This window comes from Alteromonas sp. NFXS44 (assembly GCF_040148705.1).
Lineage (GTDB): Bacteria > Pseudomonadota > Gammaproteobacteria > Enterobacterales > Alteromonadaceae > Alteromonas.
In genome coordinates this window covers 315655-338451 of sequence record NZ_JAGDEA010000011.1, presented here as the reverse complement: position 1 = coordinate 338451, position 22797 = coordinate 315655, and the positions used below count along the sequence as shown (strand labels likewise).

Annotated in this window: 21 protein-coding genes; 11 read left to right on the top strand and 10 right to left on the bottom strand. The window is 49.1% G+C overall.

Annotated elements, in window-relative coordinates; genetic code table 11:
• The first annotated feature begins 2 nt into the window (after positions 1-2).
• The 5 genes from J3369_RS15270 to J3369_RS15250 are packed head-to-tail and all read left to right on the top strand — an operon-like array spanning position 3 to position 5353.
• Positions 3-2693 carry a chemotaxis protein CheA gene (locus J3369_RS15270; RefSeq protein ID WP_349588410.1) on the top strand — a complete coding sequence of 897 codons (2691 nt, stop codon included), beginning with the start codon at positions 3-5 and terminating at the stop codon, positions 2691-2693.
• Entirely contained in the window at positions 2684-2944 is a 261-nt protein-coding gene (locus J3369_RS15265; RefSeq protein WP_119502170.1) for a hypothetical protein, read from the top strand. Before J3369_RS15270 ends, J3369_RS15265 begins: the two co-directional genes overlap by 10 nt.
• Positions 2941-3684, top strand: a complete 744-nt coding sequence (locus J3369_RS15260) for a ParA family protein (protein ID WP_349588408.1) — start codon at positions 2941-2943, stop codon at positions 3682-3684. The genes J3369_RS15265 and J3369_RS15260 overlap by 4 nt, the downstream gene beginning before the upstream one ends.
• 14 nt (positions 3685-3698) lie before the next feature.
• On the top strand, positions 3699-4061 hold the full coding sequence (locus tag J3369_RS15255) for a response regulator (protein WP_119502168.1): 363 nt from the start codon (positions 3699-3701) through the stop codon (positions 4059-4061).
• A gap of 8 nt (positions 4062-4069) precedes the next feature.
• Complete coding sequence (locus J3369_RS15250; protein ID WP_349588405.1) at positions 4070-5353, top strand: methyl-accepting chemotaxis protein; 1284 nt, start codon at positions 4070-4072, stop codon at positions 5351-5353.
• A 104-nt stretch (positions 5354-5457) separates the two neighbouring features.
• Here J3369_RS15250 and J3369_RS15245 read toward each other — a convergent pair whose 3' ends face one another.
• The 9 genes from J3369_RS15245 to J3369_RS15205 form a co-directional block, all read right to left on the bottom strand.
• Positions 5458-6330, bottom strand: a complete 873-nt coding sequence (locus J3369_RS15245; RefSeq protein ID WP_349588403.1) for an aspartoacylase — start codon at positions 6328-6330, stop codon at positions 5458-5460.
• Between the two features lie 73 nt (positions 6331-6403).
• Positions 6404-6634 carry a DNA gyrase inhibitor YacG gene (gene yacG, locus J3369_RS15240; RefSeq protein WP_349589183.1) on the bottom strand — a complete coding sequence of 77 codons (231 nt, stop codon included), beginning with the start codon at positions 6632-6634 and terminating at the stop codon, positions 6404-6406.
• Positions 6635-6673: 39 nt separating this feature from the next.
• Positions 6674-7426 carry a cell division protein ZapD gene (gene zapD, locus J3369_RS15235; RefSeq protein WP_303572896.1) on the bottom strand — a complete coding sequence of 251 codons (753 nt, stop codon included), beginning with the start codon at positions 7424-7426 and terminating at the stop codon, positions 6674-6676.
• A 77-nt stretch (positions 7427-7503) separates the two neighbouring features.
• Complete coding sequence (coaE, locus tag J3369_RS15230; protein WP_349588401.1) at positions 7504-8121, bottom strand: dephospho-CoA kinase; 618 nt, start codon at positions 8119-8121, stop codon at positions 7504-7506.
• Positions 8118-8996, bottom strand: coding sequence for a prepilin peptidase (locus tag J3369_RS15225; protein WP_349588398.1), 879 nt, complete (start codon positions 8994-8996; stop codon positions 8118-8120). Before J3369_RS15225 ends, coaE begins: the two co-directional genes overlap by 4 nt.
• A gap of 113 nt (positions 8997-9109) precedes the next feature.
• A complete protein-coding gene (locus J3369_RS15220; RefSeq protein WP_349588395.1) occupies positions 9110-10318 on the bottom strand; it encodes a type II secretion system F family protein in 1209 nt (402 codons plus the stop codon).
• 69 nt (positions 10319-10387) lie between these two features.
• Complete coding sequence (locus tag J3369_RS15215) at positions 10388-10834, bottom strand: pilin (RefSeq protein WP_349588393.1); 447 nt, start codon at positions 10832-10834, stop codon at positions 10388-10390.
• A gap of 242 nt (positions 10835-11076) precedes the next feature.
• Positions 11077-11934, bottom strand: a complete 858-nt coding sequence (nadC, locus tag J3369_RS15210) for a carboxylating nicotinate-nucleotide diphosphorylase (protein ID WP_303572901.1) — start codon at positions 11932-11934, stop codon at positions 11077-11079.
• Positions 11935-11952: 18 nt separating this feature from the next.
• Entirely contained in the window at positions 11953-12429 is a 477-nt protein-coding gene (locus J3369_RS15205; protein WP_349589180.1) for a retropepsin-like aspartic protease family protein, read from the bottom strand.
• A 145-nt stretch (positions 12430-12574) separates the two neighbouring features.
• Here J3369_RS15205 and ampD point away from each other — a divergent pair, with 145 nt between their 5' ends.
• From ampD to lpdA, 6 genes are all read left to right on the top strand, one after another.
• Positions 12575-13126, top strand: coding sequence for a 1,6-anhydro-N-acetylmuramyl-L-alanine amidase AmpD (gene ampD / locus J3369_RS15200; RefSeq protein ID WP_119502158.1), 552 nt, complete (start codon positions 12575-12577; stop codon positions 13124-13126).
• Between the two features lie 62 nt (positions 13127-13188).
• The gene (gene ampE / locus J3369_RS15195) at positions 13189-14055 is read left to right on the top strand and encodes a regulatory signaling modulator protein AmpE (RefSeq protein WP_349588390.1); all 867 of its coding nucleotides are present in this window, start codon (positions 13189-13191) and stop codon (positions 14053-14055) included.
• A 406-nt stretch (positions 14056-14461) separates the two neighbouring features.
• Positions 14462-15220 carry a GntR family transcriptional regulator gene (locus J3369_RS15190; protein WP_349588387.1) on the top strand — a complete coding sequence of 253 codons (759 nt, stop codon included), beginning with the start codon at positions 14462-14464 and terminating at the stop codon, positions 15218-15220.
• Between the two features lie 161 nt (positions 15221-15381).
• Positions 15382-18048 carry a pyruvate dehydrogenase (acetyl-transferring), homodimeric type gene (gene aceE / locus J3369_RS15185; RefSeq protein WP_349588384.1) on the top strand — a complete coding sequence of 889 codons (2667 nt, stop codon included), beginning with the start codon at positions 15382-15384 and terminating at the stop codon, positions 18046-18048.
• 20 nt (positions 18049-18068) lie between these two features.
• Positions 18069-20069, top strand: coding sequence for a pyruvate dehydrogenase complex dihydrolipoyllysine-residue acetyltransferase (gene aceF, locus J3369_RS15180; protein WP_349588381.1), 2001 nt, complete (start codon positions 18069-18071; stop codon positions 20067-20069).
• A gap of 143 nt (positions 20070-20212) precedes the next feature.
• Positions 20213-21631 (top strand): dihydrolipoyl dehydrogenase, encoded by a 1419-nt coding sequence (gene lpdA, locus J3369_RS15175; protein ID WP_349588378.1) that lies wholly within the window; start codon positions 20213-20215, stop codon positions 21629-21631.
• Positions 21632-21710: 79 nt separating this feature from the next.
• Here lpdA and J3369_RS15170 read toward each other — a convergent pair whose 3' ends face one another.
• Positions 21711-22778 carry a LysR family transcriptional regulator gene (locus tag J3369_RS15170; protein ID WP_303572906.1) on the bottom strand — a complete coding sequence of 356 codons (1068 nt, stop codon included), beginning with the start codon at positions 22776-22778 and terminating at the stop codon, positions 21711-21713.
• Between the last annotated feature and the right edge of the window lie 19 nt (positions 22779-22797).

Below are 22797 nucleotides of genomic sequence, written 5' to 3'. Positions count from 1 at the left end.
TTATGAGTGAGCTGTTAGATACATTCATCGGTGAATCCAGGGAAAATCTGGAATCTGCCAGCCGGGAGCTGCTGACCCTGCAAAACAGTGGTTATGATGCTAAAGCGGTCGACACGATTTTCCGTGATATTCACACTATTAAAGGTTCATCGGATCTGTTCGATATCAAGCCGCTTACCCGCCTTGCTCATGCGTCTGAAGATTTACTGGATTGCATGCGTGCCGGCGAAGTGTCTTTTACCGATGAACTTGGTGATGTACTGCTCGAAGCATTTGATCAAATCAGTACATTTTTTGATGAGCTTGAGTCCGGAACCCATCAATTATCTCAGTGGGAAGAAGCGTCCACCGGGCTAGCTGCCAAATTGCGTAGTTTTATGCAACCGGCATCCGGCGGGGCCAGTACAGACACTGAGCAAGGGGAGAGTCATACCGTTGATAACGGCGCATCTGATTCACCGGCTACTGTTGCTCCTGTACCTGACAAAGCGGCTGCCTGGCTGAATGAGCTCGACGAAAAGTGCCATATCAGCGCATTTTTCAGTGCACTGGAAAGTGATGAAATGGTTCATGTTATCCGCTATACACCGGATGCAGACTGTTTCTTTCGTGGTGAAGATCCGTTTAACGTCAGTCTGGCGACCCCCGGGCTTATCTTTCACAATCTGTCCCGTAAAAATCATGTAGAAGGTCCTGAAGACGTTTTCCTCTGCCACCTGGACATTACGATCCTCTGCGTGGCCAGTTCAGCCTCACTGGCAGAACACTTTGCGTATTACGAGGGCCAGTATGAACATGATGTTATTTCCGCGGCCAGTTTTTATTCGTTATGTGAGCCGCTGCTGACCGGCTTTTTACAAAGTGATGATGCTGATGGTATTGCCGAAGCAGCTGCGCTGGCAGACAACGAGCAGCTGGCCCGCATATGCAGCTTCCTGTGTGCTTCGCTGAATCCGGACTCCGTACACTGGCAAATCAGTGAAGGACTTGAAAAACTCGCTGCAGGTGAGGCCCTGTCACGCTTCTGTGATATTGCCACTTCAGCCGGAGATGCTGCTCCTTTTGAAGAGCAGGCGCAGGCTGAAGCCTGTGACACTTCAGGTAATGAGTCTGTCACTGTTGAAAATAACGCTGAGACACCAGACTCAACGACAGATGACTCCGGTTGCTCGAATGGCGACGGATTATCTCCAAGTGCCCTTGCCATGCTTGAGCAGCAACAGGCATTACTGGAACGCCTTTCGGCAGGGGAAGGCAATCCTGCGTCGCTGGCGTCAGTGAATCTGGTTGTCAGCCGTGTACTGGGTGTCGATGTGGTTGAACGGTCTGTTGAAGACTTGCTGGCTCTCATTGCCGGTGAACAGGTTGAAATACCTCAGGCTGACACAGGCGAAGATGAAGCTGACGTAGTAGTGCCTGAGACAACTGCTGCTCAAAACGTTCCTGTCGCTCCGGAGCCGGCAGCGCAAGAGGCGGCGCAGAGTACAGCTCCGGCTAAAACGGCAGAGCGTCAGGTACCACGTACGTTAAAAGTTAATCAGGAGAAAATTGATTACCTGATGGACCTGGTGGGCGAGCTGACAGTAGCGAAAAATTCTCTGCCTTATCTTGCCCGGCAGGCAGAAGAAGAGGGCGGCAGCAGAAAACTCAGCAAACAGATTAAGTCACACTTCACGATTGTGAACCGTCTTACCGAAGAGCTGCAAAGTGCTGTTCTGCAAATTCGTATGGTTCCGGTATCTCACGTGTTTCAGCGTTATCCCCGTCTGGTACGCGATCTGGCCCGTAAGCTTGATAAGAAGATTGAGCTTGAAATGCAGGGGGAAGATACGGAATTTGATAAAAATCTGATTGAGTCTTTGTCTGAGCCTTTAATCCACTTACTGAGAAACAGCATCGATCACGGTATCGAGTCTCCGGCTGACCGCCTCAGTGCGGGTAAAAGTGAATCCGGAAAAATTGAGCTCATTGCCACTCCCCAAGATGACAACGTGGTGATAGAAATCCGCGATGACGGTAAGGGCATTGATCCGGCGAAGATCAAAATGCTGGCTTACCAGAAAGGTGTAATCACTGAAGCGCAGCTGGAATCGATAAACGATGACGAAGCACTGCAACTGATATTTGCACCCGGCTTTTCCACTTCCGAGCAGGTGTCTGATTTATCCGGTCGCGGTGTGGGAATGGATGCTGTGAAAACCATGGTTACTCAGGCTGGCGGTCATATTGAAATGCAGTCTGAAGTGGGTACCGGCACACGTTTCCGTCTTGTGTTGCCGCAAACTATGTCGGTTAACCGTGTGATGATGTTTGAAGTCAGCGACCAGATGTTCGGCGTCAGTATGGACAGCGTGGTGGAAACCGTAAAAGTGCGCCCTGAGGAAATCCAGCAAATCAAGAATCATCAGGTGCTGGTTATCCGCGACAAGCTGGTACCGCTGCATTGCCTGCGTGACTATCTGGGTTTTGCACCGGAAACGCAAAATACAGAAGAACAGTCTATTCTTGTAGTAAACACAGGCAATGGGGATATCGGTTTGGTTATCGATAAATTCCATGAGGGTATTGATGTTATCCAGAAGCCTCTTGAAGGTGTGATGGCGGGCTACGCCCACTTCAGCGGCACAGCCTTACTGGGTGACGGAAGGGTTCTGCTCATTATCAACATTCCGGAGTTACTGTCATGCCGATAATTTTCAAGCAAAAAGTTGCAGCACTCGACGGCAACTGTGAAATCGATTTAGCGGAAGAACTGGATCTCTGGCTGGCAGAGAATCCGAAAAGGCAGGTTAATCTGAAAAAGCTCACCCACGCCCATACCGCCCTGTATCAGGTATTAATTAAACATCAGACCGGTATTTCTGTATGGCCTGAAGCGGGAGAGTGGGGCTGGCTTAAACGTGCCATTGATGCCGGTTTATATAACGCGGAGTCTCAGGCATGACAAAAGTGCTTGTGGTTGCAAACCGTAAAGGTGGTACAGCCAAAACAACGACAGTAGTGAATCTGGCTTACGCACTGAGCGAGAAAGGGGCGAAAGTGCTGGTGATTGACCTTGATAATCAGGGTCACATCGAACTGGGTTTCACTGCACAACCGGACTTACTCTCTGCACTTTCTCAACCGGCGTGGATGAGCGAATTCGAAGAGTTCAAAGGCGTGCTGGCATACAGCGACAGGATCCATCTGGCGCTGGCACATACCGACAGCGCCTTTGATGAATCCGCATATACCCTGAACCGGTTCAGTCAGTTGTTTGATAACGCAGGCGACGCCGGGCACTACGACATAATTCTGGTTGATACGCCGCCTACATTGGGGCCCCGGTTGTTATCAGCACTTGCCGGCGCGCACCGCATTGTTATTCCGGCCGAGCCGACGCCACTGGCTTCTGATGGCGTAAACAAGCTGCTGAATGCGTGTATGAAAGCGATCAGAAATAAGCACTTCCGTGCCAGTGGCATTGATATTCTGCCTGTGATGGTGGATGGCAAATTACGCATACATCGTCAGACACTGGGTCTCTGGCAGGAGAAATTCGGAGCGGGCAGAATTTTGCCTGCTATTCGTCGCAACGTGAAACTGGCGGAAGCATTCGCAGTACATCAGCCAGTCAGCGAATATGCGCCACTTTCCGCAGGAGCGAAAGACTATCGCTCTTTATGCGACAGTCTTTTCTCATAGAAACGAGGTGATCAATGAAGACCATCCATTTAGTTGACGATTCGGCGACCATGCTGATGAGTATGGAAATGCTGTTAAAACGTGCAGGCTACGACATCATTAAATCGGAAAATGCTGAAGCTGCGCTGACAACACTGCAAAGCGCGTCACCAAAACTCATCATCACCGATTTGAACATGCCGGGAATGAACGGCATAGAGCTGATTAAAGAAATAAAGAAAAATACGAAATTCAGATTCACACCTATTTTGATGCTGACCACTGAATCACAACAAACCAAGCGGGAAGAAGCAAAGCGTGCTGGTGCCACAGGATGGCTGGTAAAACCTGTCGAACCTGATCAATTGATCGCAGTAGTAAAACAATTGGTGCCGTAGGAGGCTTTATGGTGAATTTACGAGAAATATTTCTGACTGCTGTTGCACGCCTGAAGCAGGCTCAGTGGTACGCCAGTCCGTTTGTACAGGCGGCACTGTGTATAACCGGAACAGGTATCGCGCTGGTAAGCGTGCTGCTTATAAACCAGTTTGCCGGAACGCAGTTGTCATGGTGGGGAGCAATTATTTGTAGTCTCGTAACCAGCGCTCTCTGGGTTGTACGTCAGACCGTGGCTGAAACCCGGTACATTGATGAACTTGAAACAGCACTGGCGGAAGCAAATGCTTATCTGGACAAAACTTCAGAACAGTTGCATATCACTCACCAGCAGGTGGACGAGTATGCAAGTATTCTGAACGGACAGATTGACGGTATTTCTAACATTACTGAAGAAGCTTCCGTCGACTTGATGAGTGCCTTATATCAGATTGAAGAAGTCATTCAAAACGGTATCGACAGTATTGAGCTTTCCCAGCGTAATACTGCTGAATTTAAGGAAGAAAGTGCAGCGGAAATTGACCAGGCAAATCACCGCCTTGAGGAAATTACCCAGTTAATAAATACCCAGCAGGAACACGATAAAGCGCACACTGCGGCGATTCAGGAAGTCCTGCAGGAAATTGATAAGCTCAAAGAGCTCACAGAGCTGGTAAAAAATATCGCCTTTCAAACTAACTTGCTGGCACTGAATGCAGCTATTGAAGCAGCGCGGGCCGGAGAATACGGGCGCGGATTCGCCGTGGTGGCAGAGCAGGTAAGAACATTATCTTCCCAGTCGTCAGAGGCCGCAGAGAAAATTGAATCCGGGATCCGCTCTGCCATGGAAACAGCAAAAATCCACGGTGAAAAACTGCTTTCCACGAATCAGAGTGACGAAACCTGTGAGTTGCTGACATCGTTCTCCGGCTCTCTGGCCAGCATGACGGCCCATTACCGCCGGCTCGAGGAATTCAGCCCGCGGATGCTCAATTGCTTCAGCGGCGTAGCAAAAGACATCGCCGGCAAAGTCAGCGGGGCAATCGGTAAGATCCAGTTTCAGGATATTATCCGCCAGCGCGCCGAGAACGTAAAACTGGAACATGAAGCCCTGGTAAGCCTGTTCGGCCAGTTCTCTGACTACATTGACGGACGCAAGGCTTTCGACGACTCATTCAATTTAAGTACGGCGGAAATGTTTGAGAAGTATGTCATGGAAGATCAGCGCCGTATTCACTTCGACCTGACCACCTCTACCGGTGAAAAACGGGTAGCGCCGGAAGAAACCCGGGAACCGAAAATCGAGTTGTTCTGATCTGCAGTGTTTCAGAAATGAAACAGGCCGCTCTGTATTAAGGGTGGCCTGTTTTTTATCGTCTCACACTAACCGGTACTTGGTGGCAGCACAAACCTTCAGGATCAGAACTCAATCCGGTCGGCGGTGGCGAAGGCCACGTCTAATTTGAAATATGCTGCTTCATTTATAAAATGCGGATAGGTTTCTTTGTCACCTTCCCAGACATAATCTGAACCGTCAAACCCCCGGAATACCGGCGCACCGGGAAGCAGTGGCGTAAAATCCTGATCCTGAATGCTGTGATGGATCATGGCTTTACGTACGCCGTTCTCATCCAGCGGGAATTTTGCCTCATAACCCAATCTGAAAGCCTCGCAGGCAGGCAGCGAATCCATTGAGCTGCTATCTGTATTCCAGGCGACACAAAAATCCAGAATCGCTTCCGCCATCGTTTGCGTTAACTGGTACACATCTTCCCGTAATACGCCCTGAGGCTGAGCGCCGACTTCAATCATCACACCTTTTTTACCCACGGTGCATAAATAGCCATGAGATGCGTAGTCTTTTTCATCTTCTACCAGAATATTGGCTTCCGGCATGACGTCTTTAACAAACCGGGCGAGTTTGGTATTAAATTCGTCGGCTTCCAGCACAATCAGGGTAGCGCCCATGTGGCTGGTGGTATTGTGAATGTCGATGAAAAAATCTGTTGCAGCATTACCCTTCGGGCCAAAGCGTTCATTCAGCGATTTTGCCAGAACAGCCTCTCTGGCCGGGTTGTCTGCTGCAAGACGTTCAGCAGTAAACTGCCGGTTTAAATCTTCATCCAGAAAACGGACATTGGCGTCCATAGCCGCCGGGTTGGCAAAATCACAGGTGACATTCAGAGACGAGAAGCGCTCAGGCAAACCGGACTTCTGCCAGTTGCGGATAAGTTGAATACCACTGGTCTCGTTGCCGTGAGTACCGCCAATAAGTGCAATTGAATTTAACATAAGAGAAAAGCCTTATCTGAATTCGGGCTGAATGCCCGGATACATTCACACAAAACGCTCAACGGGGAAGGGTTTAGTGTTTAAAAAAATCGTCCTGCTGCTGACTGAGCATTGCTTCAATGTCTTCAATATCAGGCATTCCGGGCGGTGTATCAGAATGTTGCTTTGGCCCGGGAATCGCGCGCTCTTCACCAGCCCATTCTCCCAAATCGATAAGCTGGCATTTCTTGGAACAAAAAGGACGATGTTTATTTTCTGCAGACCACTCGACGGATATGCTGCATTCAGGACAGTTAACCTTCACTGAATTCACTCTCTTTCAGGTAAAAAGTATGGCGGCAGTCTAGCAGGCCGCCATAGCAAAAGACACTGTATTCTCCACAGAGGGGGACTGTCCGGCTTCATTTTCAAACAGCATAAAGCGAATGGCGAAGCGGTATTTATTGCCGCTGAGAGTAGGGTAATACCCCTGATTGGCATCACAGCGAACACGGATTAATCCGCACTTGTCATCAGCCACGCCCTGATAAAAGCCGTTTGTGGCTTCCATAGGTTTAAACGGACCTCTTTCCCGCAGGAACGACAACAGTACCGATACTGTTTCTTCCAGTAATGCCAGAGATACAAGCCATTCTTTCATCGATTCCTGAATGTCTTCTTTGGAACGGTTAAGCCAGTAGTGCAAATTGGGCAAGTCAAAACTGCAGGTGCCGCCGGGTATGGAAAAACGCTGCCGGATACCGTTAAGAAATTTATCTTCTTTCAGCGCTGTGCCGAATTTGCGTTCCGCTTTTAGTTTGCCTTTCAGGCGTACAATCACTTTTAAGGACTGTTCAAGCGCGTCTGTATCAATATTCGGATATTGGGACCAGTGCACCAGGTTGCGTTCATGCACATCAAGATCTTTAATCAAATCAGTACGCAGATCAATCCGGTCCAGCAGATCCATAAGGGTGAATAATTGCTCGAAGAAGTACACATGCAGGGCTTTATTCTGCACTGAGGCACCGGTCTTCAACTGCGCAAGCAGGTGCTCGATGCGCAGGTAATTCCTCACTTTTTCTTTAAGCGGAAATTCGTATGTGGTGCTGGTCATGTGGGCCTCTCTGATAAACTGTTAGCACTACAGCGCAAAAGTGCCAAAATATCAAGCCCTAAGGAAAAAACAGCCGTTCAGCTACCGGGGGATTTCTCTGCTGCTTTCAGTAATATTTGATGTAATTGTTCAACCTGAGCGGGTAAAAGTTCAAGCGCACCGTTGTTATCTATGACATAACTGGCTTTTGCCAGCCGGTCATGGCGGCTGGCCTGAGATGCCATGATCCCGCGGATAGTTGTCACGTCACTGCCATCCCGCTTAAGTGCCCGCGTAAGTTGAGTGTCTTCCTCACAGTCAACCACAATCACGGTATCTGTCATTGCATCTAGTCCGTTTTCTATGAGCAGAGGCACCGAAAAAATCACGTACGGGCTGGTGGCTGCTACCAGCTGCTTTCGCATTTCTTCCCTGATTGCCGGATGGAGCAGGGCATTAAGCCACTGTTTTGCCGCTGCATCAGCGAAGACCTGTTTACGCAAAGCGGCGCGGTCCAGCGTGCCGTCTTTTTGTAAAATGTCACGGCCAAAATGACCAGCGATTTTCGCAAGCGCCGGCGTACCGGGTTCGACCACCTGACGGGCAACAATGTCAGCATCGACAATGTTAATGCTGAGCTGCGCAAATAAATCACTGACAGCAGATTTACCGCTGCCGATCCCACCGGTTAGTCCTGCAACGTAAGGATGGCTCATGCACCCATCACCCAGGCAAGATAACCGTCTATGATCTCTGTCTTGTACAATAATGTGAGATAACCGGCGACGGCCAGATACGGACCGAAGGGGATCGCAAGAGATTTACCGGAGCGCTGCACAATCATCAGTGTGATACCCGCCACGGCCCCCACCACAGAGGATAACAGGATAATAATGGGCAGACCCTGCCATCCGGTAAAAGCGCCTAATGCGGCGAGCAATTTAAAATCGCCGTATCCCATTCCTTCCTTTCCGGTAAGTAATTTAAACAGCCAGTAGACAGACCATAAACTTAAATAACCTGCAGCAGCACCAATAATGGCATCCACCGGACCTGTAAAGACAGACTGGGTACTTAAGATCAGTCCCAGCCATAGTAATGGCAGTGTTAATTGATCCGGCAGCAGCATTTTATCAAGGTCGATAAAGAGCAGCGCAATAAGAATAAATACTATCAATACCGCCCAGATGCCCTGCGCTGTGGCACCGAAATGCCAGGCTGTAAAAGTACACACCAGCGCGGTGAACAGCTCTACCAGCGGATATCGGATTGAAATACCTGCCTTACATCCCGCACATTTTCCGCCCAGCATTAAATAGCTGATCACAGGGATATTTTCCCATGCACGGATTTTGTGATGACAGCGGGGGCAGGTGCTGTCCGGTTTTACCAGATTAAAAGGTTCCGGCTGTTGGACTTGCTCGTTTTCGTTAAAGTAACTTTGGTATTCCGCTTTCCAGCTTCGCTCCATCATGATGGGTAAACGGTAGATGACAACGTTTAAAAAACTGCCAACCAGTAAACTGAAAATGAAGATAGTGGTGAGAAACACCGGCAGACTCTGCTGCATTAATGAAATGATGGCATCCATATAAGCGCTTTATTTTTATCGTGTTCTGATACAACAAGACTGCCCGAAAAGCAGTCCTGTCTCAATGAATAATTAGTTTTGGGTGTGTAACCAGAGGCGGTTACTCAAATTTGTTACACCACGTTACCCATCTGGAATATAGGCAGATACATGGCTACAATCAGACCACCAATTATAACCCCGAGTACTGCCATGATCAGTGGCTCCAGCAAGCTGGTTAAACCGTCTACCATGTTATCTACTTCCGCTTCATAAATCGTAGCAATTTTGGCCAGCATTTCATCTACGGAACCGGATTCTTCACCAATTGCCACCATTTGCGACACCATGTCGGGAAACACGTTCGTAGCCCGCATAGCCGTATTCATTTGCAGACCACCCGCCACTTCTTTCTTAATGAACAATATAGCTTCCCGGTACACCGCATTTCCTGATGCACCGGCAGCAGAATCCAGTGCGCCGATTAACGGAACACCGGCAGAAAAGGTTGTTGATAGAGTGCGGGTAAAGCGGGCAACCGCTGCTTTTTTCAGGATTTCACCCACTACCGGAATTTTAAGTGTCAGTGCATCCATTTTATCCTGCAACCCTTTAGACTTTCTTAAGGCCCGGATAAATAAGAAGATAGCACCGGCAATGCCCATCCCGATAAAAATGCCATAATCCTGAACAAACCGCGATATAGCCAGAACAAACTGGGTGAACGCCGGCAACTCAGCCCCGAAACTACTGAAAATTTCTTCGAACTGGGGTACCACGAATACCAAAAGGATTGTTGTTACGATAAACGCGACAACAAGAACGGCGATGGGATAAAACATCGCCTTTTTGATTTTAGCCTTAAGTGCTTCAGCTTTCTCTTTATAAGTAGCGATCCGATCATAAATGGTTTCCAGGGCACCGGATTGTTCACCGGTTTTCACCAGATCACAGTACAAATCGTCAAAATAAAGAGGATGTTTCCGTAACGCGGATGACAAAGGATTACCGGCTTTAACTTCTGTTGAAATTTCGCCAAGTAATTTGCGCATGGAGGCTTTATCGTGGCCGGATGCGATCATATCCAATGATTGAATAAGGGTGACGCCGGCTGCCAGCATGGTAGCTATTTGTCGGGATATAACACAAATATCCTGAGCGGTGATCTTTTTGTCTCCGCCAAACAGGGGCTTTGCCTGTTTTTTGACTTTGTGGGCAGAGATACCCTGACGACGCAGCAGGTTCTTTGCTTCCGTGATATTCATCGCGGAAATTTCACCTTTCTGATTGCTGCCGCGCTTATCCTTGCCCTGCCAGGTAAAAACTACTGCTGCCTTTGCCATATCTCATCCAGTCACCGGTAGTGTAAACAGAAATGCCCGGTCAATGACCGGGCTAGCTGAATCTTTGTATTAACAGATTGCTGGTGTACCAGTTGAACAAGTACCGCCTTTAGTCCATGTTACTTGGCCTGTTCCGTTAAATGCGCCTGTCAGGATATAGGTCTCACCAGCTAAACCATTACCGGTATCTGCTGCTGCTGTAATAGTACCGGCAGTGTTAGATGCGTTAGCCCAAACAATTGATTCAAGGTTACCTGGGCCGCCTGAAGCGATATCACCAGGGACGCCGTTTGTGGCTTGGGTACAGCTAGTGAAACCACCTTCTGTTTGAGCACAAATTTCAATGGCTGTTTTTAAAGACTGAGTTGCAGCAACTACTTCAGAGAACTTCGCTTTCTTCGTGTAGTTCTGATACGCTGGCAAAGCAACTGCTGCCAGGATACCGATGATAGCAACAACGATCATCAGTTCGATAAGAGTGAAACCTTTTTGGTTTTGAGCGTTAACATTTTTCATGGTATATCTCCGGGTTTGCGTATAATGCGCTAAATTAAATCTTTCATTCAAAGTTACGATTTATACCCGAGTCGTCCTTTTCAACGTCCCCGGTACTTGATGCTCAGTATAGGCGGAGCAGGCCAACTGACAAGTATTCAGAAATATACATATGAATAGGTTCTACAGCAGTGAGGGGATGAGAGTGAATACCTTTAGGGGATAACAGGAATGTATCCACTCTTTTGATTTGTAAGTGAATTTTATCCTTTCATAGCGACACGAAGCGACAGATCGATAGCCTGAACGTGTTTCGTTAATGCCCCTGAAGATATGAAGTCAACCCCTAATTTTCCTAAAGATTGCAATCTTTCTTCCGTAATATTGCCAGACACTTCGAGTTTACTCCGGCCTTTTGTGATGTCGACTGCGCTTTGGATCTGATCGTTTGTAAAGTTATCCAGCATGATGATATCTGCACCTGCATCAAGCGCCTGCTCAAGCTCATCAAGGCTTTCCACTTCCACTTCCACCGGTTTGTCCGGATGATTTTGCTTTGCGATCTGTACAGCCTTCGTAATCGATCCACAGGCAAAAATATGATTCTCTTTGATCAGAAAGGCATCGAATAATCCGATCCGGTGATTCTGACCACCGCCACAGGCGACGGCATATTTTTGGGCAAGGCGTAGTCCGGGCAGCGTTTTACGGGTATCCAGTATCTTCGTCGGATAGCCGTCAAGCAGCGATGCATAGTGATGTGCAACGGTTGCCGTACCGGAAAGGGTTTGCAGAAAATTCAGCGCAGTGCGCTCGGCAGTGAGAATGCCTCTGGCAGGACCGGACAATGAAATTAGCACGTCATTAGCTTTGGCTGCACTCCCGTCTTGTGTATGGATCGTGATATCTATTTGCGGATCGATCAAATTGAATGCCGCTTCAACCCAGGCCATACCACAAACAATACAATCTTCACGGGTAATAATGGTGGCTGTGGCCTGCGTGGATGCATCAATCAGGTTAGCGGTGATATCTGCACCGGCGTCGACGCTGCCGCCCAGATCTTCAGCCAGTGCTTCTGAGACTTGCTGGCGGATCGCGGCTTGAGAAGGAATAGTCATGCTTACGCTCTGCTTATATTAAAGTGTACGCAATATTAACCATTCTCCGCGCTGAGTAAACTCAAGCTGCTTTAAAACGCTCATTCCGAGTAAAATTTGTTCACCATTCATGCCGGGGTTGAGATTCGCACGTACGTTATAAACAGTAATATCGCCAATAGACACACTGTTTAACTCTGTTCTTGCAACACGGACCACACCGTTGGCGGTTTGTGCCAGTGCACTGCCCGTAGGAATTAAGCCAAGTCTTTCCTGCAGATGTGCGGGAATGGCAACATCTGTTGCGCCGGTATCGATCATAAACTCAACCGGTACGCCGTTTATCGTGCCCGCCGTGACGTAATGACCGGCGCGGTTTTGTTTCAACCGTACTTCCGTCTGATTTTCAATGCGCACAGATTCCGGTTCACGATTCGGGTTTTCCTGCCGGTTAAGCAAGTCGCCAAAAACAAATGTCAGCAAGCCCAGCCCGCAAATCCAGGCCAGTATGTACATCCACTTTCCGGCATTATGTTCATTGCTCACCGTTCCCCCGGCTATATATAAGTGTCTAACTTTGAAAGTTATATGTAGGGTTATTCTTGAGTATGGCAATAGCAGATGTCAAACTTAGGCATGACCTGAGATTTTCTGTGCGACCATGGATTTTATCCCCGACAGTCAGTATACACCGTCACCGTTCTATGATGAGCGGCCGGAAGATGCCTGCATTTCATTGCTTGTCATCCATAATATTTCATTACCTGCCGGACAGTACGGTACAGGTGATATCCGCCGGTTGTTCACCGGTACCATTGATATCAATGCACATCCTTCATATAGCGATCTTAAAAACGTAAAGGTATCTGCTCATTGTGTGATTTACCGTGACGGGCAGGTTGAACAGTTTGTGCCGCTGTCGGCAAGAGCCTGGCATGCCGGGCTTTCTGTTTTTCAGGGGCGTAATAAATGTAACGACTACGCCATCGGTATTGAAATGGAAGGTTGTGATAATGAACCTTTCACTGCAGAGCAATATCAGGCATTACAACGGGTAACACAGTTTATTATCGACACCCATCCGGCCATCACCATTGGCAGAATTACCGGACACAGTGATATTGCTCCCGGCCGTAAAACCGATCCGGGAGAGTATTTTGACTGGTGCCGGTTGCGCACAGGCCTGTCGTTCGAAGCGACAAAGCAGCAGTAACGTTAGTTAATATTGTTTAAGTGATAACGGGTCACCGGACCCACGCATAAAGGAATAATGACGTGATTCTGATAAGTCTTTTACTGGCGCTGGCGTTTGACAGAATGTTCTTGCGGAACCGCTACTGGCAGTCACCGGTTTTTGTTAACTTCTGTTTGCGAAAAATGGGAATAAGCGGCGCCGATACACAGGCATCCCGCAAAATCTGGCTGTACCTTCTTATACCGGCGGTGCTTTTAGGGCTGACAGAAACTTACATTTTCGGTGGCTTTCTGACATTTATCGTTCAGACGGCGGTGCTGTTCCTCGCATTAGGGTGTACGAATTTTCGCCGGATTTATAAGTCATGGCTTCAGGCTGCCCAGCGGGAAGACAAAGAAGCCTGTGATTTGTATGAAAAAGAACTACATCCCGGGTTGCTGGGTAAAGAAGACAATGAACCGGAGCCGGACGACGGCACACGCATGCAGCAGTTACTTTTGCTGGCAAACTTCCGCTATTACGGCGCGGTAATGTTGTTCTTCATATTCTTCGGCGCACCGGGCGCATTGTTCTATATGTTTGTCCGTGAAGCTCACCATTATTACCGCGGTAATCACATGGAGGCAGCGCTGACCACAGAGCAGTTGCTGTTCGCACTGGAATGGTTACCAGCCCGTGCGGTGACATTGGGATTTTTGGTGGTGGGGCATTTCTCCCGCGCCACATCCGTCTGGCTTGAGAAACTGACAAATGTGTCTGAAGGCACGCCGGCTGTACTCTGGTCTGTAGCCCGTCAGGCTGAAATTATTGAAGCCGGAGACAGCGCTACCTGCAGCAGAATGACTGCGTGTGCACACGTTCAGGCAGGTGTAAAGCTGGCAAAAAGGAATATCATTTTTATACTGGTGATCACATCTGTTCTCACCATTACCGGTTGGGTTGCCTGAAACAGCCCGCGGGGTCTTACTACACAGTAAAATGATGACGAGACCTGCAGCAACAGAACAATGCCGGGGCAATTTGTTAATACAAAGAGTGCCCCGCCAATTCTTTACCACGCCATTTCTGCACATCATCCCTGAAGCTTAAAGCACGTTAAATCAACCGGATTTGAACAGAAAATCAACATATTTCGCTCATCAGACCAGATGGTGTTGTAAAAAAATTTCAACAATTTCAATATCTAGCTCGTCTAAAAGGTTAAATGTAAGTTACTTTCGATGGGTGACTATTTACCTCCATTTCGATCTGACCTAAACTAGATAGGTAAAATGGTATGACCAATGAGTGGGTGGCGAGTAACTTTGTTTACATTATGGCCGCCCCTTTTCATAAGCGAGGAACCGCACAGGTATGCGCCACGGTCGGAAAAAATTATCAGATGTCATCACTGAACAGCTCGAATCAATGATTCTTGATGGCACACTGCTGGCCGGACAACAGCTACCTCCTGAACGCGAACTGGCAACCCAGTTTGATGTTTCCCGTCCTTCGCTCCGTGAAGCAATTGGCAACCTGCAGGCCCGTGGTCTGGTTGAGCGCAAGCAGGGAGGCGGCACCTTTGTCAGCCGCAACCTCAATGCGGCAATGACAGACCCGTTAATGGCGCTTATCAGCCGTCGTCCGGAAACGCAGTTCGATTTACTTGAATTTCGTCATGCGCTGGAAGGTATGGCTGCCTATTACGCAGCGCTGCGGGGCCAGCCTGAAGATTATCAGGCACTTCAGGCCGCGCTGGACAACTTGCCGGTACCCGCTCCCGGGGAAAGTAAACGTGCTCTGGCAGAAGCGGTCGGTGAATTTTATATGGTGATGGCGCGGGCCTCCCATAACATGGTGTTGTTGCATGTAATGAGCACCATGCAGACCATGCTGGTCGAGAATATTGAACGTAACTTCGAAATGTTTGCCTTATATCAGAATGATGAAATAGACATTAACGCCGAAGTCAGACGTCAGCGTAAGGAAATTCTGGCTGCTATCGCATCCCGCGATCCGGAAGCAGCAAGACAGGCGTGTAACGCCCACCTTGCGTTAATTGAGAAAACGCTTCTGGCGATTAACCAGCGTGACAGCCGAGTGCAACGCGCGTTAAGACGCCTGGAGATTTAAGGCACTGCCTTAGTAATACCTTGCCGGTTTTGTAACAGGTAAGAAAAGAAAAACAGTAAGCCGGTAAGGCCTACGTAACGTACAACCTGGTTTTAGTCTTTCCATCCTCCGGTTCTGCCGGCAAGGATGGTTTTCAATATCAGCAACAATAGGATGGCACCATGACTGAAATGATGCACCAAGATGTGGATCCGCAAGAAACACAAGAATGGCTGGAGTCGTTAGAGTCAGTTTTAGAAGAAGATGGCGTTGAAAGAGCCCACTTTTTATTAGAATCACTGATTGAGAAAGCACGCAGAAATGGTGCCCACTTGCCGTACGATGCAACGACGGCATATATCAACACCATTCCTCCCGGACAAGAACCCACCATGCCGGGTGACCAGACTATTGAAGGCAAAATCCGTAACGCGTTGCGTTGGAATGCCCTGATGATGGTTCTGCGCGGTTCTAAGAAAGACTTAGAGCTGGGTGGTCACATTTCAAGCTTTGCATCTTCTGCAATGCTGTACGATGTGGGTTTCAACCACTTCTACCGTGCACCAAATGAAAAAGATGGCGGCGACTTCGTATTCTATCAGGGCCACGTGGCACCCGGTATCTACAGCCGTGCATACATTGAAGGTCGTCTGACCGAAGAACAACTGGACGGTTTCCGTCAGGAAGTAGATGGCAAAGGTCTGTCTTCTTACCCGCACCCTAAATTAATGCCTGACTTCTGGCAGTTCCCCACTGTATCTATGGGCTTAGGTCCGATGCAGGCGATTTATCTTGCCCGTTTCCTTAAGTATCTGACTGATCGCGGTATCAAAGACTGTTCAGAACAGCGCGTATGGTGCTACATGGGTGACGGTGAGTGTGATGAGCCGGAAAGCTTGGGTGCTATCGGTCTGGCTGCCCGCGAAGGCCTGGACAACCTGACTTTCGTTATCAACTGTAACCTGCAGCGTCTTGACGGCCCTGTACGTGGTAACGCAAAAATTATTCAGGAACTGGAAGGTACATTCCGCGGCGCAGGCTGGGAAGTGATCAAAGTTATCTGGGGTCGCTACTGGGATCCACTGTTAGCCCGCGATACTTCAGGCAAGCTGCTTGACCTGATGAACGAAACTATCGACGGTGAATACCAGAACTGTAAAGCCAAAGGCGGCGCGTACACCCGTGAGAAGTTCTTCGGTAAGTACCCTGAACTGAAAGAAATGGTTTCTAACATGTCAGATGAAGACATCTGGCGTCTGAACCGTGGTGGTCACGATCCGGTTAAAGTTTATGCGGCATACGATCGCGCAACGAAGACTAAAGGTCGTCCACAGGTAATCCTTGCTAAAACCGTTAAAGGTTACGGCATGGGCGCATCCGGTGAAGGTAAGAACATTGCCCACCAGGTTAAGAAAATGGACAAAGAAGCGGTTAAGCAGTATCGCGATCGTTTCAACATCCCTGTATCTGACGAAGCATTAGCTGATCTGCCTTACTACAAGTTCGACGAAGACAGCGAAGAGATGAAATATCTGCGCGCACGTCGTGAAGCCCTGCATGGCTACATGCCTGTTCGTCGCGCTAAAGCAACTGAAGATCTGCCAGCGCCTGCTCTGAAAGCGTTCGAGGCCATCACTAAAGGTTCCGGCGACCGTGAAATCTCTACCACTATGGCGTTCGTACGTGTACTGACTGCACTGCTTAAAGACAAGCAAATCGGTAAGCGCATCGTACCTATCATCCCTGATGAAGCCCGTACTTTTGGTATGGAAGGTTTGTTCCGTCAGGTAGGAATCTACTCTTCACAAGGTCAGAAATACGAGCCACAAGATTCTGATCAGGTTGCTTACTACCGTGAAGACAAGAAAGGTCAGGTACTGCAGGAAGGTATCAACGAACTGGGTGCAATGGCATCGTGGTTAGCAGCAGGTACGTCTTACAGCACCAACGACCTGCCAATGGTTCCGTTCTACATCTACTACTCAATGTTTGGTTTCCAACGTGTTGGCGACCTGGCATGGGCAGCCGGTGATTCACGTACCCGTGGTTTCCTGGTTGGTGGTACTGCTGGTCGTACAACGCTGAACGGCGAAGGTCTGCAGCACCAGGACGGTCACTCTCATACCCAGGCGGCATTGATCCCGAACTGTGTGAGCTACGACCCGACTTACGGTTACGAAGTGGCTGTTATCGTACAAGACGGTTTACGTCGCATGCTGGAAGATCAGGAAGACGTGTTCTACTACCTGACAGTCATGAACGAAAACTACAAGCAGCCTGAAATGCCTGAGGGCGTTGAAGAAGGTATCGTTAAGGGTATCTACAAACTGGATACTGTGGGCAGCAGCGATAAGAAAGTGAAACTGCTGAGCTCGGGCACCATCCTTGAGCAGGTACGTGAAGCAGCTGCGAAACTGGCGTCTGACTACGGCGTAGAAGCAGAAGTTTACAGCGTAACGTCGTTTAACGAACTGGCACGCGATGGTCAGGATTGTGACCGTCACAACATGTTGCACCCTGAAGCGACAGCGAAAGTACCTTACATCACTGAAGTACTCAGCGAAGGTAACGATGGTCCGACTATCACTGCAACTGACTACATCAAGAACTACGGCGAGCAGGTACGTGATTTCGTACCGGGCGCATACCGTGTACTGGGTACTGATGGTTTCGGTCGTTCTGACAGCCGCGCGAATCTGCGTCGTCACTTCGAAGTTGACGCTGCATACGTGACTTACGCTGCGCTGTACGAACTGTACAAGGCGGGTTCTGTTGATGCCAAGACACTGTCAAAAGCAATGACGGATCTGGGTATTGATGCCGAGAAAGTTAACCCACTTTACGCATAAGCTAAGGGAGACTAACGAACATGGCAGATATTAAAGACGTACTGGTACCGGATCTGGGTGAAGATTCGGTAGAAGTAATCGAAATTTGCGTAGCAGTGGGTGACTCCGTAGAAGCGGAAGATGCACTGGTTACGGTAGAAAGCGACAAAGCCAGCATGGATATCCCTGTACCGTTTGCCGGTAAGGTATCTGAGCTGACTGTAAAAGTTGGCGATAAAATTTCTGAAGGCGATTTGCTGGCGAAACTGGAAGTGGCGGGTGCTGCTGACAGTGCGCCTGCAGCTGAAGAAAAGGCTGCTGAAGCGCCGAAAGCTGAAGCACCAAAAGAAGAAGCGCCTGAGCAGGAAGCAGCGCCGGCTGCTTCTGGCAGCACGTCTGTGATTGAAGTAACGGTACCGGATATCGGTGACGCTGCTGACGTAGACGTAATCGAAATTCTGGTAGCTGAAGGCGATACCGTGGAAGCGGAAGACGGCCTGATCACCCTTGAAACTGACAAAGCAACCATGGACGTACCTTCGCCGCAGGCGGGTAAAGTGGTTAGCCTTAAAGTAAAAGAAGGTGACAAGGTGTCAGAAGGTTCTCTGGTCCTGACTCTGGAAGTAGGTGGTGGCGAAGCTGCTGCGCCTGCACAGGAATCAGCACCGGCGGAAGCGCCGGCACCAGCAGCAGAATCTGCGCCGGCCGCTGAAGAAGCGCCTGCAGAAGAAGCTGCGGAAGAAGAAATTGAAGTTCAGGTGCCTGATATCGGTGGCGATACTGACGTAGACGTTATCGAAATTCTGGTTGCTGAAGGCGATACCGTGGAAGCGGAAGATGGCCTGATCACGCTGGAAACTGACAAAGCGACCATGGATGTGCCTGCACCTAAAGCCGGTACCGTTACCAAACTGCTTATCAAGCAAGGTGACAAAGCGTCTCAGGGTACACCGGTTATCATGCTGAAAGTGAAAGGTGCGGCGAAACCAGCTGCAGCTAAAGCAGAAAGCAAGCCTGCTGCAGCAGCGCCGGCTCCTGCCGCGCAAGCACCTCAGCAGAAAGCGCCGCCGGTTCCGCACCACCCGTCTGCAGGCAACAAGCCTAAGACAGGTAAAGTGCACGCGTCTCCGTCTGTACGTCGTCTGGCCCGTGAATTTGGTGTTGATCTGACTCAGGTTGACGCAACAGGGCGTAAAGGCCGTATTCTGAAAGAAGACATCCAGTCTTTCGTGAAGCATGAACTGGCCCGTCCGAAAGCGACAGCCGGTGCCGTAGCGTCTGGCAACACAGGTGGTGGCTTACAGGTTATCGCGCAGCCTAAAGTCGATTTCTCCAAGTTTGGTGAAATTGAAGAGAAGCCGTTAACCCGTATTCAGAAAATCTCCGGTCCGAACTTGCACCGAAACTGGGTAACCATCCCTCACGTTACGCAGTTCGAAGAAGCGGATATTACTGATCTGGAAGATTTCCGTAAGCAGCAGAACGTTATCGCTGACAAGCGCAAGCTGGGTGTGAAAATTACGCCGCTTGTGTTCATGATGAAAGCGGTAGCCGACGCACTGAAAGCGTATCCTGTATTTAATACTTCACTTTCTGCGGACGGTGAGTCTTTAATTCAGAAAAAATACTACCATATCGGTATAGCAGTAGACACGCCGGGAGGCCTGGTTGTGCCGGTTGTCCGTGATGTTGACAAGAAAGGCATCATGGAGATTTCCAAAGAGTTAATGGAAATCAGTGTGAAAGCCCGTGACGGTAAGCTGAAAGCTGCTGACATGCAGGGTAGCTGCTTCACCATTTCGAGCCTTGGTGGCATTGGTGGTACAGCATTCACGCCAATCGTTAATGCACCTGACGTAGCCATCCTTGGCGTATCGAAGAGTGATATTAAACCGAAGTGGAATGGTAAAGAGTTTGAGCCTCGTCTGATGGTGCCGCTGTCATTGTCATACGACCATCGTGTTATTGACGGCGCGGTGGCAGCACGCTTTGCTGTACACTTAAAAGCAGTTCTGGAAGACATGCGCCAGATGTTGCTTTAGAAAATGAGTGAAGGGGAGGGTTGATTACCTCCCCTTTGTGATTTTTATGATCATAAAGCCAAGTTGGCTTTACAGGGCTCGCAAGCCCTAGTTACAATCCGTAACGCATATTTATCAAATATTTGGACAGATTTGAGGTCACAATGAGCGAAATTAAAACGCAATTAGTCGTATTGGGTGCAGGCCCCGGCGGTTACTCAGCCGCTTTCCGTGCAGCCGATTTAGGTATCGAAACCGTCATCGTAGACGCCCGTGAAACACTGGGTGGGGTATGTTTGAACGTAGGCTGTATCCCTTCAAAAGCCCTGCTGCACGTCGCTAAAGTGATCAAAGAAGCCAAGCATTTGTCTGCCCACGGCGTAACCTTTGGTGAGCCAAAAATCGATTTAGACAAAATCCGTGAGTACAAAGACGGTGTTGTTGGCCAGCTGACAAAAGGTCTGGCTGGTATGTCTAAAATGCGTAAAGTTAAACACGTTCAGGGTTACGGTAAGTTTACCGGTGCGAACACCCTGGAAGTAGAAGGCAAAGACGGCAAAACAACCATCTCTTTTGAGAAAGCGATTATCGCTGCCGGTTCAGAGCCGGTATCTCTGCCTTTCATCCCTGAAGACGATCGCGTAATCGACTCTACCGGCGCACTGGAAATGAAAGATGTTCCGGAAAAAATGCTGGTACTGGGCGGTGGTATCATCGGTCTGGAAATGGGTACAGTTTATGAAGCACTGGGTGCGAAAATTGACGTGGTTGAATTCCTTGACCAGTTAATCCCTGCTGCTGACAAAGACATCATGAAAGTCTTCATGAAAGACTATAAAGACAAGTTCAACATCATGCTGGAAACCAAAGTGACCGCGGTTGAAGCAAAAGATGACGGCTTGTATGTAACGTTTGAAGGTAAAAATGCACCTTCAGAAGCAGTTCGCTACGACAAAGTGCTGGTAGCGGTTGGCCGTCGTCCTAACGGTAAACTGATCGGTGCTGACGCGGCTGGCGTTACTGTTGATGAGCGTGGTTTCATCAACGTAGACAAGCAAATGAAAACTAACGTTGACCATATCTTCGCAATCGGTGACCTGGTTGGTCAGCCTATGCTGGCGCACAAAGCGGTTCATGAAGGTCACGTTGCTGCTGAAGTTATTGCCGGTAAGAAGCACTACTTCGACCCACGTTGCATTCCTTCAGTTGCTTACACTGAGCCGGAAGTTGCCTGGGTTGGTCTGACTGAGAAAGAAGCGAAAGAACAGGGCATCAACTACGAAACTGCAACATTCCCGTGGGCAGCTTCTGGTCGTGCAATCGCGTCTGACGCAACTAACGGTATGACCAAGATGATCTTCGATAAAGACACTGCACGTGTTATCGGTGGTGCAATGGTTGGTACCAACGCCGGTGAAATGCTGGGCGAAATCGGTCTTGCTATCGAAATGGGTGCTGATGCAGAAGACGTAGGTCTGACTATCCACGCTCACCCGACGCTGAACGAGTCAATCGGTCTGGCGTGTGAAATCTTCGAAGGCAGCATCACTGACCTGCCTAACCCTAAGGCGAAGAAAAAGTAAGTTGTTTAACAGCTGAATAAAAAAACGAGGCAACTGCCTCGTTTTTTTTGTTTTTACGACTGACGTTTTAAGTCCCGAACTATTTGCTCATGGTGGCTTTGGAAGGTGAGCCCACGGACTTTACCGGTTTAGGTGTCACTGTTAATCCGCCTTCACACTGCTTGTCTGACTGACGGGCTTTCATCGATTTTACTGTCTCCGGGCAATATCCTTTCCGGCAACACTGGCTCAATCTGGCTTCATGTTGGGCACAGCGTTCGTGGATGATGCGGACAACATGACGACGTAACCATTGCAGGCCCTGGTCCACGTCCTGACGCTTATGCCATAACAAGGAAACAGGCGTTGGCATAATTTCCACCGGTGTTTCAAATACGGCCAGGCGGCCGGCAAAAATATCATGCTCTACCACTAACGAAGGTGCCACACAGATAAGATCGGACTGCTCAAGTAACGGCGGCACATTGTGAAAATCGTTCACCGTCATAGCGATCCGGCGGCTCAACCCTAAATTATTCAGTACCTGGTCTGTAGGACCGGTGGTATCGCCGGTAATAGACACTAACAAATGCTGTGCATTCACAAACTCTTCCAGTGTTAACCGTTCTTTCGCCAGCGGGTGTTCAGGGCGCATAACAACCACATACTTTGGCTCAAACAGAAACTCTGAACGGATAACTGAATTCGGCGCTGTGTATTTACACACGGAGAGCTCGGCTTCTGCATCGGTTAATATTTTCTCACTGTCACTGTTCGGGTTCGGAATCGCGAAGATATTAATACCCGGCGCTTCCCGCTCGATGATTTGGCGGAGCGGGCCCCATATCATTTTTACCAATGTATCAGTGGCAGCAATACGAAATGTACGTTGCGATGTGGCCGGATCAAACACGGTAGGGTTCACGGCGGTTTCAAGCTGACTCAGCGGCCCCTGAATCTGCGTCCATAAGTTGCGGGCGAAAGAAGTCGGTTGAATGCCTCTGCCGTCTTTAACAAATAACTCATCACCCCAGGCCGAACGCATACGGGACAGGGCATTGGAGACAGCCGGCTGTGTCATTGCCAGTCTGTCAGCGGCGCGGGTGATAGCACCTTCAGTCATGATAGCATCGAAAATCATCAGTAAATTTAAGTCTTGTGTTCGCATAGCAGTACTCCGGTGAACC

What these genes read in the sequence shown, in the direction of transcription:
- J3369_RS15270 (WP_349588410.1), top strand. Translation starts at nt 3, where the DNA reads ATGAGTGAGCTGTTAGATACATTCATCGGTGAATCCAGGGAAAATCTG.
- J3369_RS15265 (WP_119502170.1), top strand. Translation starts at nt 2,684, where the DNA reads ATGCCGATAATTTTCAAGCAAAAAGTTGCAGCACTCGACGGCAACTGT.
- J3369_RS15260 (WP_349588408.1), top strand. Translation starts at nt 2,941, where the DNA reads ATGACAAAAGTGCTTGTGGTTGCAAACCGTAAAGGTGGTACAGCCAAA.
- J3369_RS15255 (WP_119502168.1), top strand. Translation starts at nt 3,699, where the DNA reads ATGAAGACCATCCATTTAGTTGACGATTCGGCGACCATGCTGATGAGT.
- J3369_RS15250 (WP_349588405.1), top strand. Translation starts at nt 4,070, where the DNA reads ATGGTGAATTTACGAGAAATATTTCTGACTGCTGTTGCACGCCTGAAG.
- J3369_RS15245 (WP_349588403.1), bottom strand. Translation starts at nt 6,330, where the DNA reads ATGTTAAATTCAATTGCACTTATTGGCGGTACTCACGGCAACGAGACC.
- zapD (WP_303572896.1), bottom strand. Translation starts at nt 7,426, where the DNA reads ATGACCAGCACCACATACGAATTTCCGCTTAAAGAAAAAGTGAGGAAT.
- coaE (WP_349588401.1), bottom strand. Translation starts at nt 8,121, where the DNA reads ATGAGCCATCCTTACGTTGCAGGACTAACCGGTGGGATCGGCAGCGGT.
- J3369_RS15225 (WP_349588398.1), bottom strand. Translation starts at nt 8,996, where the DNA reads ATGGATGCCATCATTTCATTAATGCAGCAGAGTCTGCCGGTGTTTCTC.
- J3369_RS15220 (WP_349588395.1), bottom strand. Translation starts at nt 10,318, where the DNA reads ATGGCAAAGGCAGCAGTAGTTTTTACCTGGCAGGGCAAGGATAAGCGC.
- J3369_RS15215 (WP_349588393.1), bottom strand. Translation starts at nt 10,834, where the DNA reads ATGAAAAATGTTAACGCTCAAAACCAAAAAGGTTTCACTCTTATCGAA.
- nadC (WP_303572901.1), bottom strand. Translation starts at nt 11,934, where the DNA reads ATGACTATTCCTTCTCAAGCCGCGATCCGCCAGCAAGTCTCAGAAGCA.
- J3369_RS15205 (WP_349589180.1), bottom strand. Translation starts at nt 12,429, where the DNA reads ATGTACATACTGGCCTGGATTTGCGGGCTGGGCTTGCTGACATTTGTT.
- ampD (WP_119502158.1), top strand. Translation starts at nt 12,575, where the DNA reads ATGGATTTTATCCCCGACAGTCAGTATACACCGTCACCGTTCTATGAT.
- J3369_RS15190 (WP_349588387.1), top strand. Translation starts at nt 14,462, where the DNA reads ATGCGCCACGGTCGGAAAAAATTATCAGATGTCATCACTGAACAGCTC.
- aceE (WP_349588384.1), top strand. Translation starts at nt 15,382, where the DNA reads ATGACTGAAATGATGCACCAAGATGTGGATCCGCAAGAAACACAAGAA.
- aceF (WP_349588381.1), top strand. Translation starts at nt 18,069, where the DNA reads ATGGCAGATATTAAAGACGTACTGGTACCGGATCTGGGTGAAGATTCG.
- lpdA (WP_349588378.1), top strand. Translation starts at nt 20,213, where the DNA reads ATGAGCGAAATTAAAACGCAATTAGTCGTATTGGGTGCAGGCCCCGGC.
- J3369_RS15170 (WP_303572906.1), bottom strand. Translation starts at nt 22,778, where the DNA reads ATGCGAACACAAGACTTAAATTTACTGATGATTTTCGATGCTATCATG.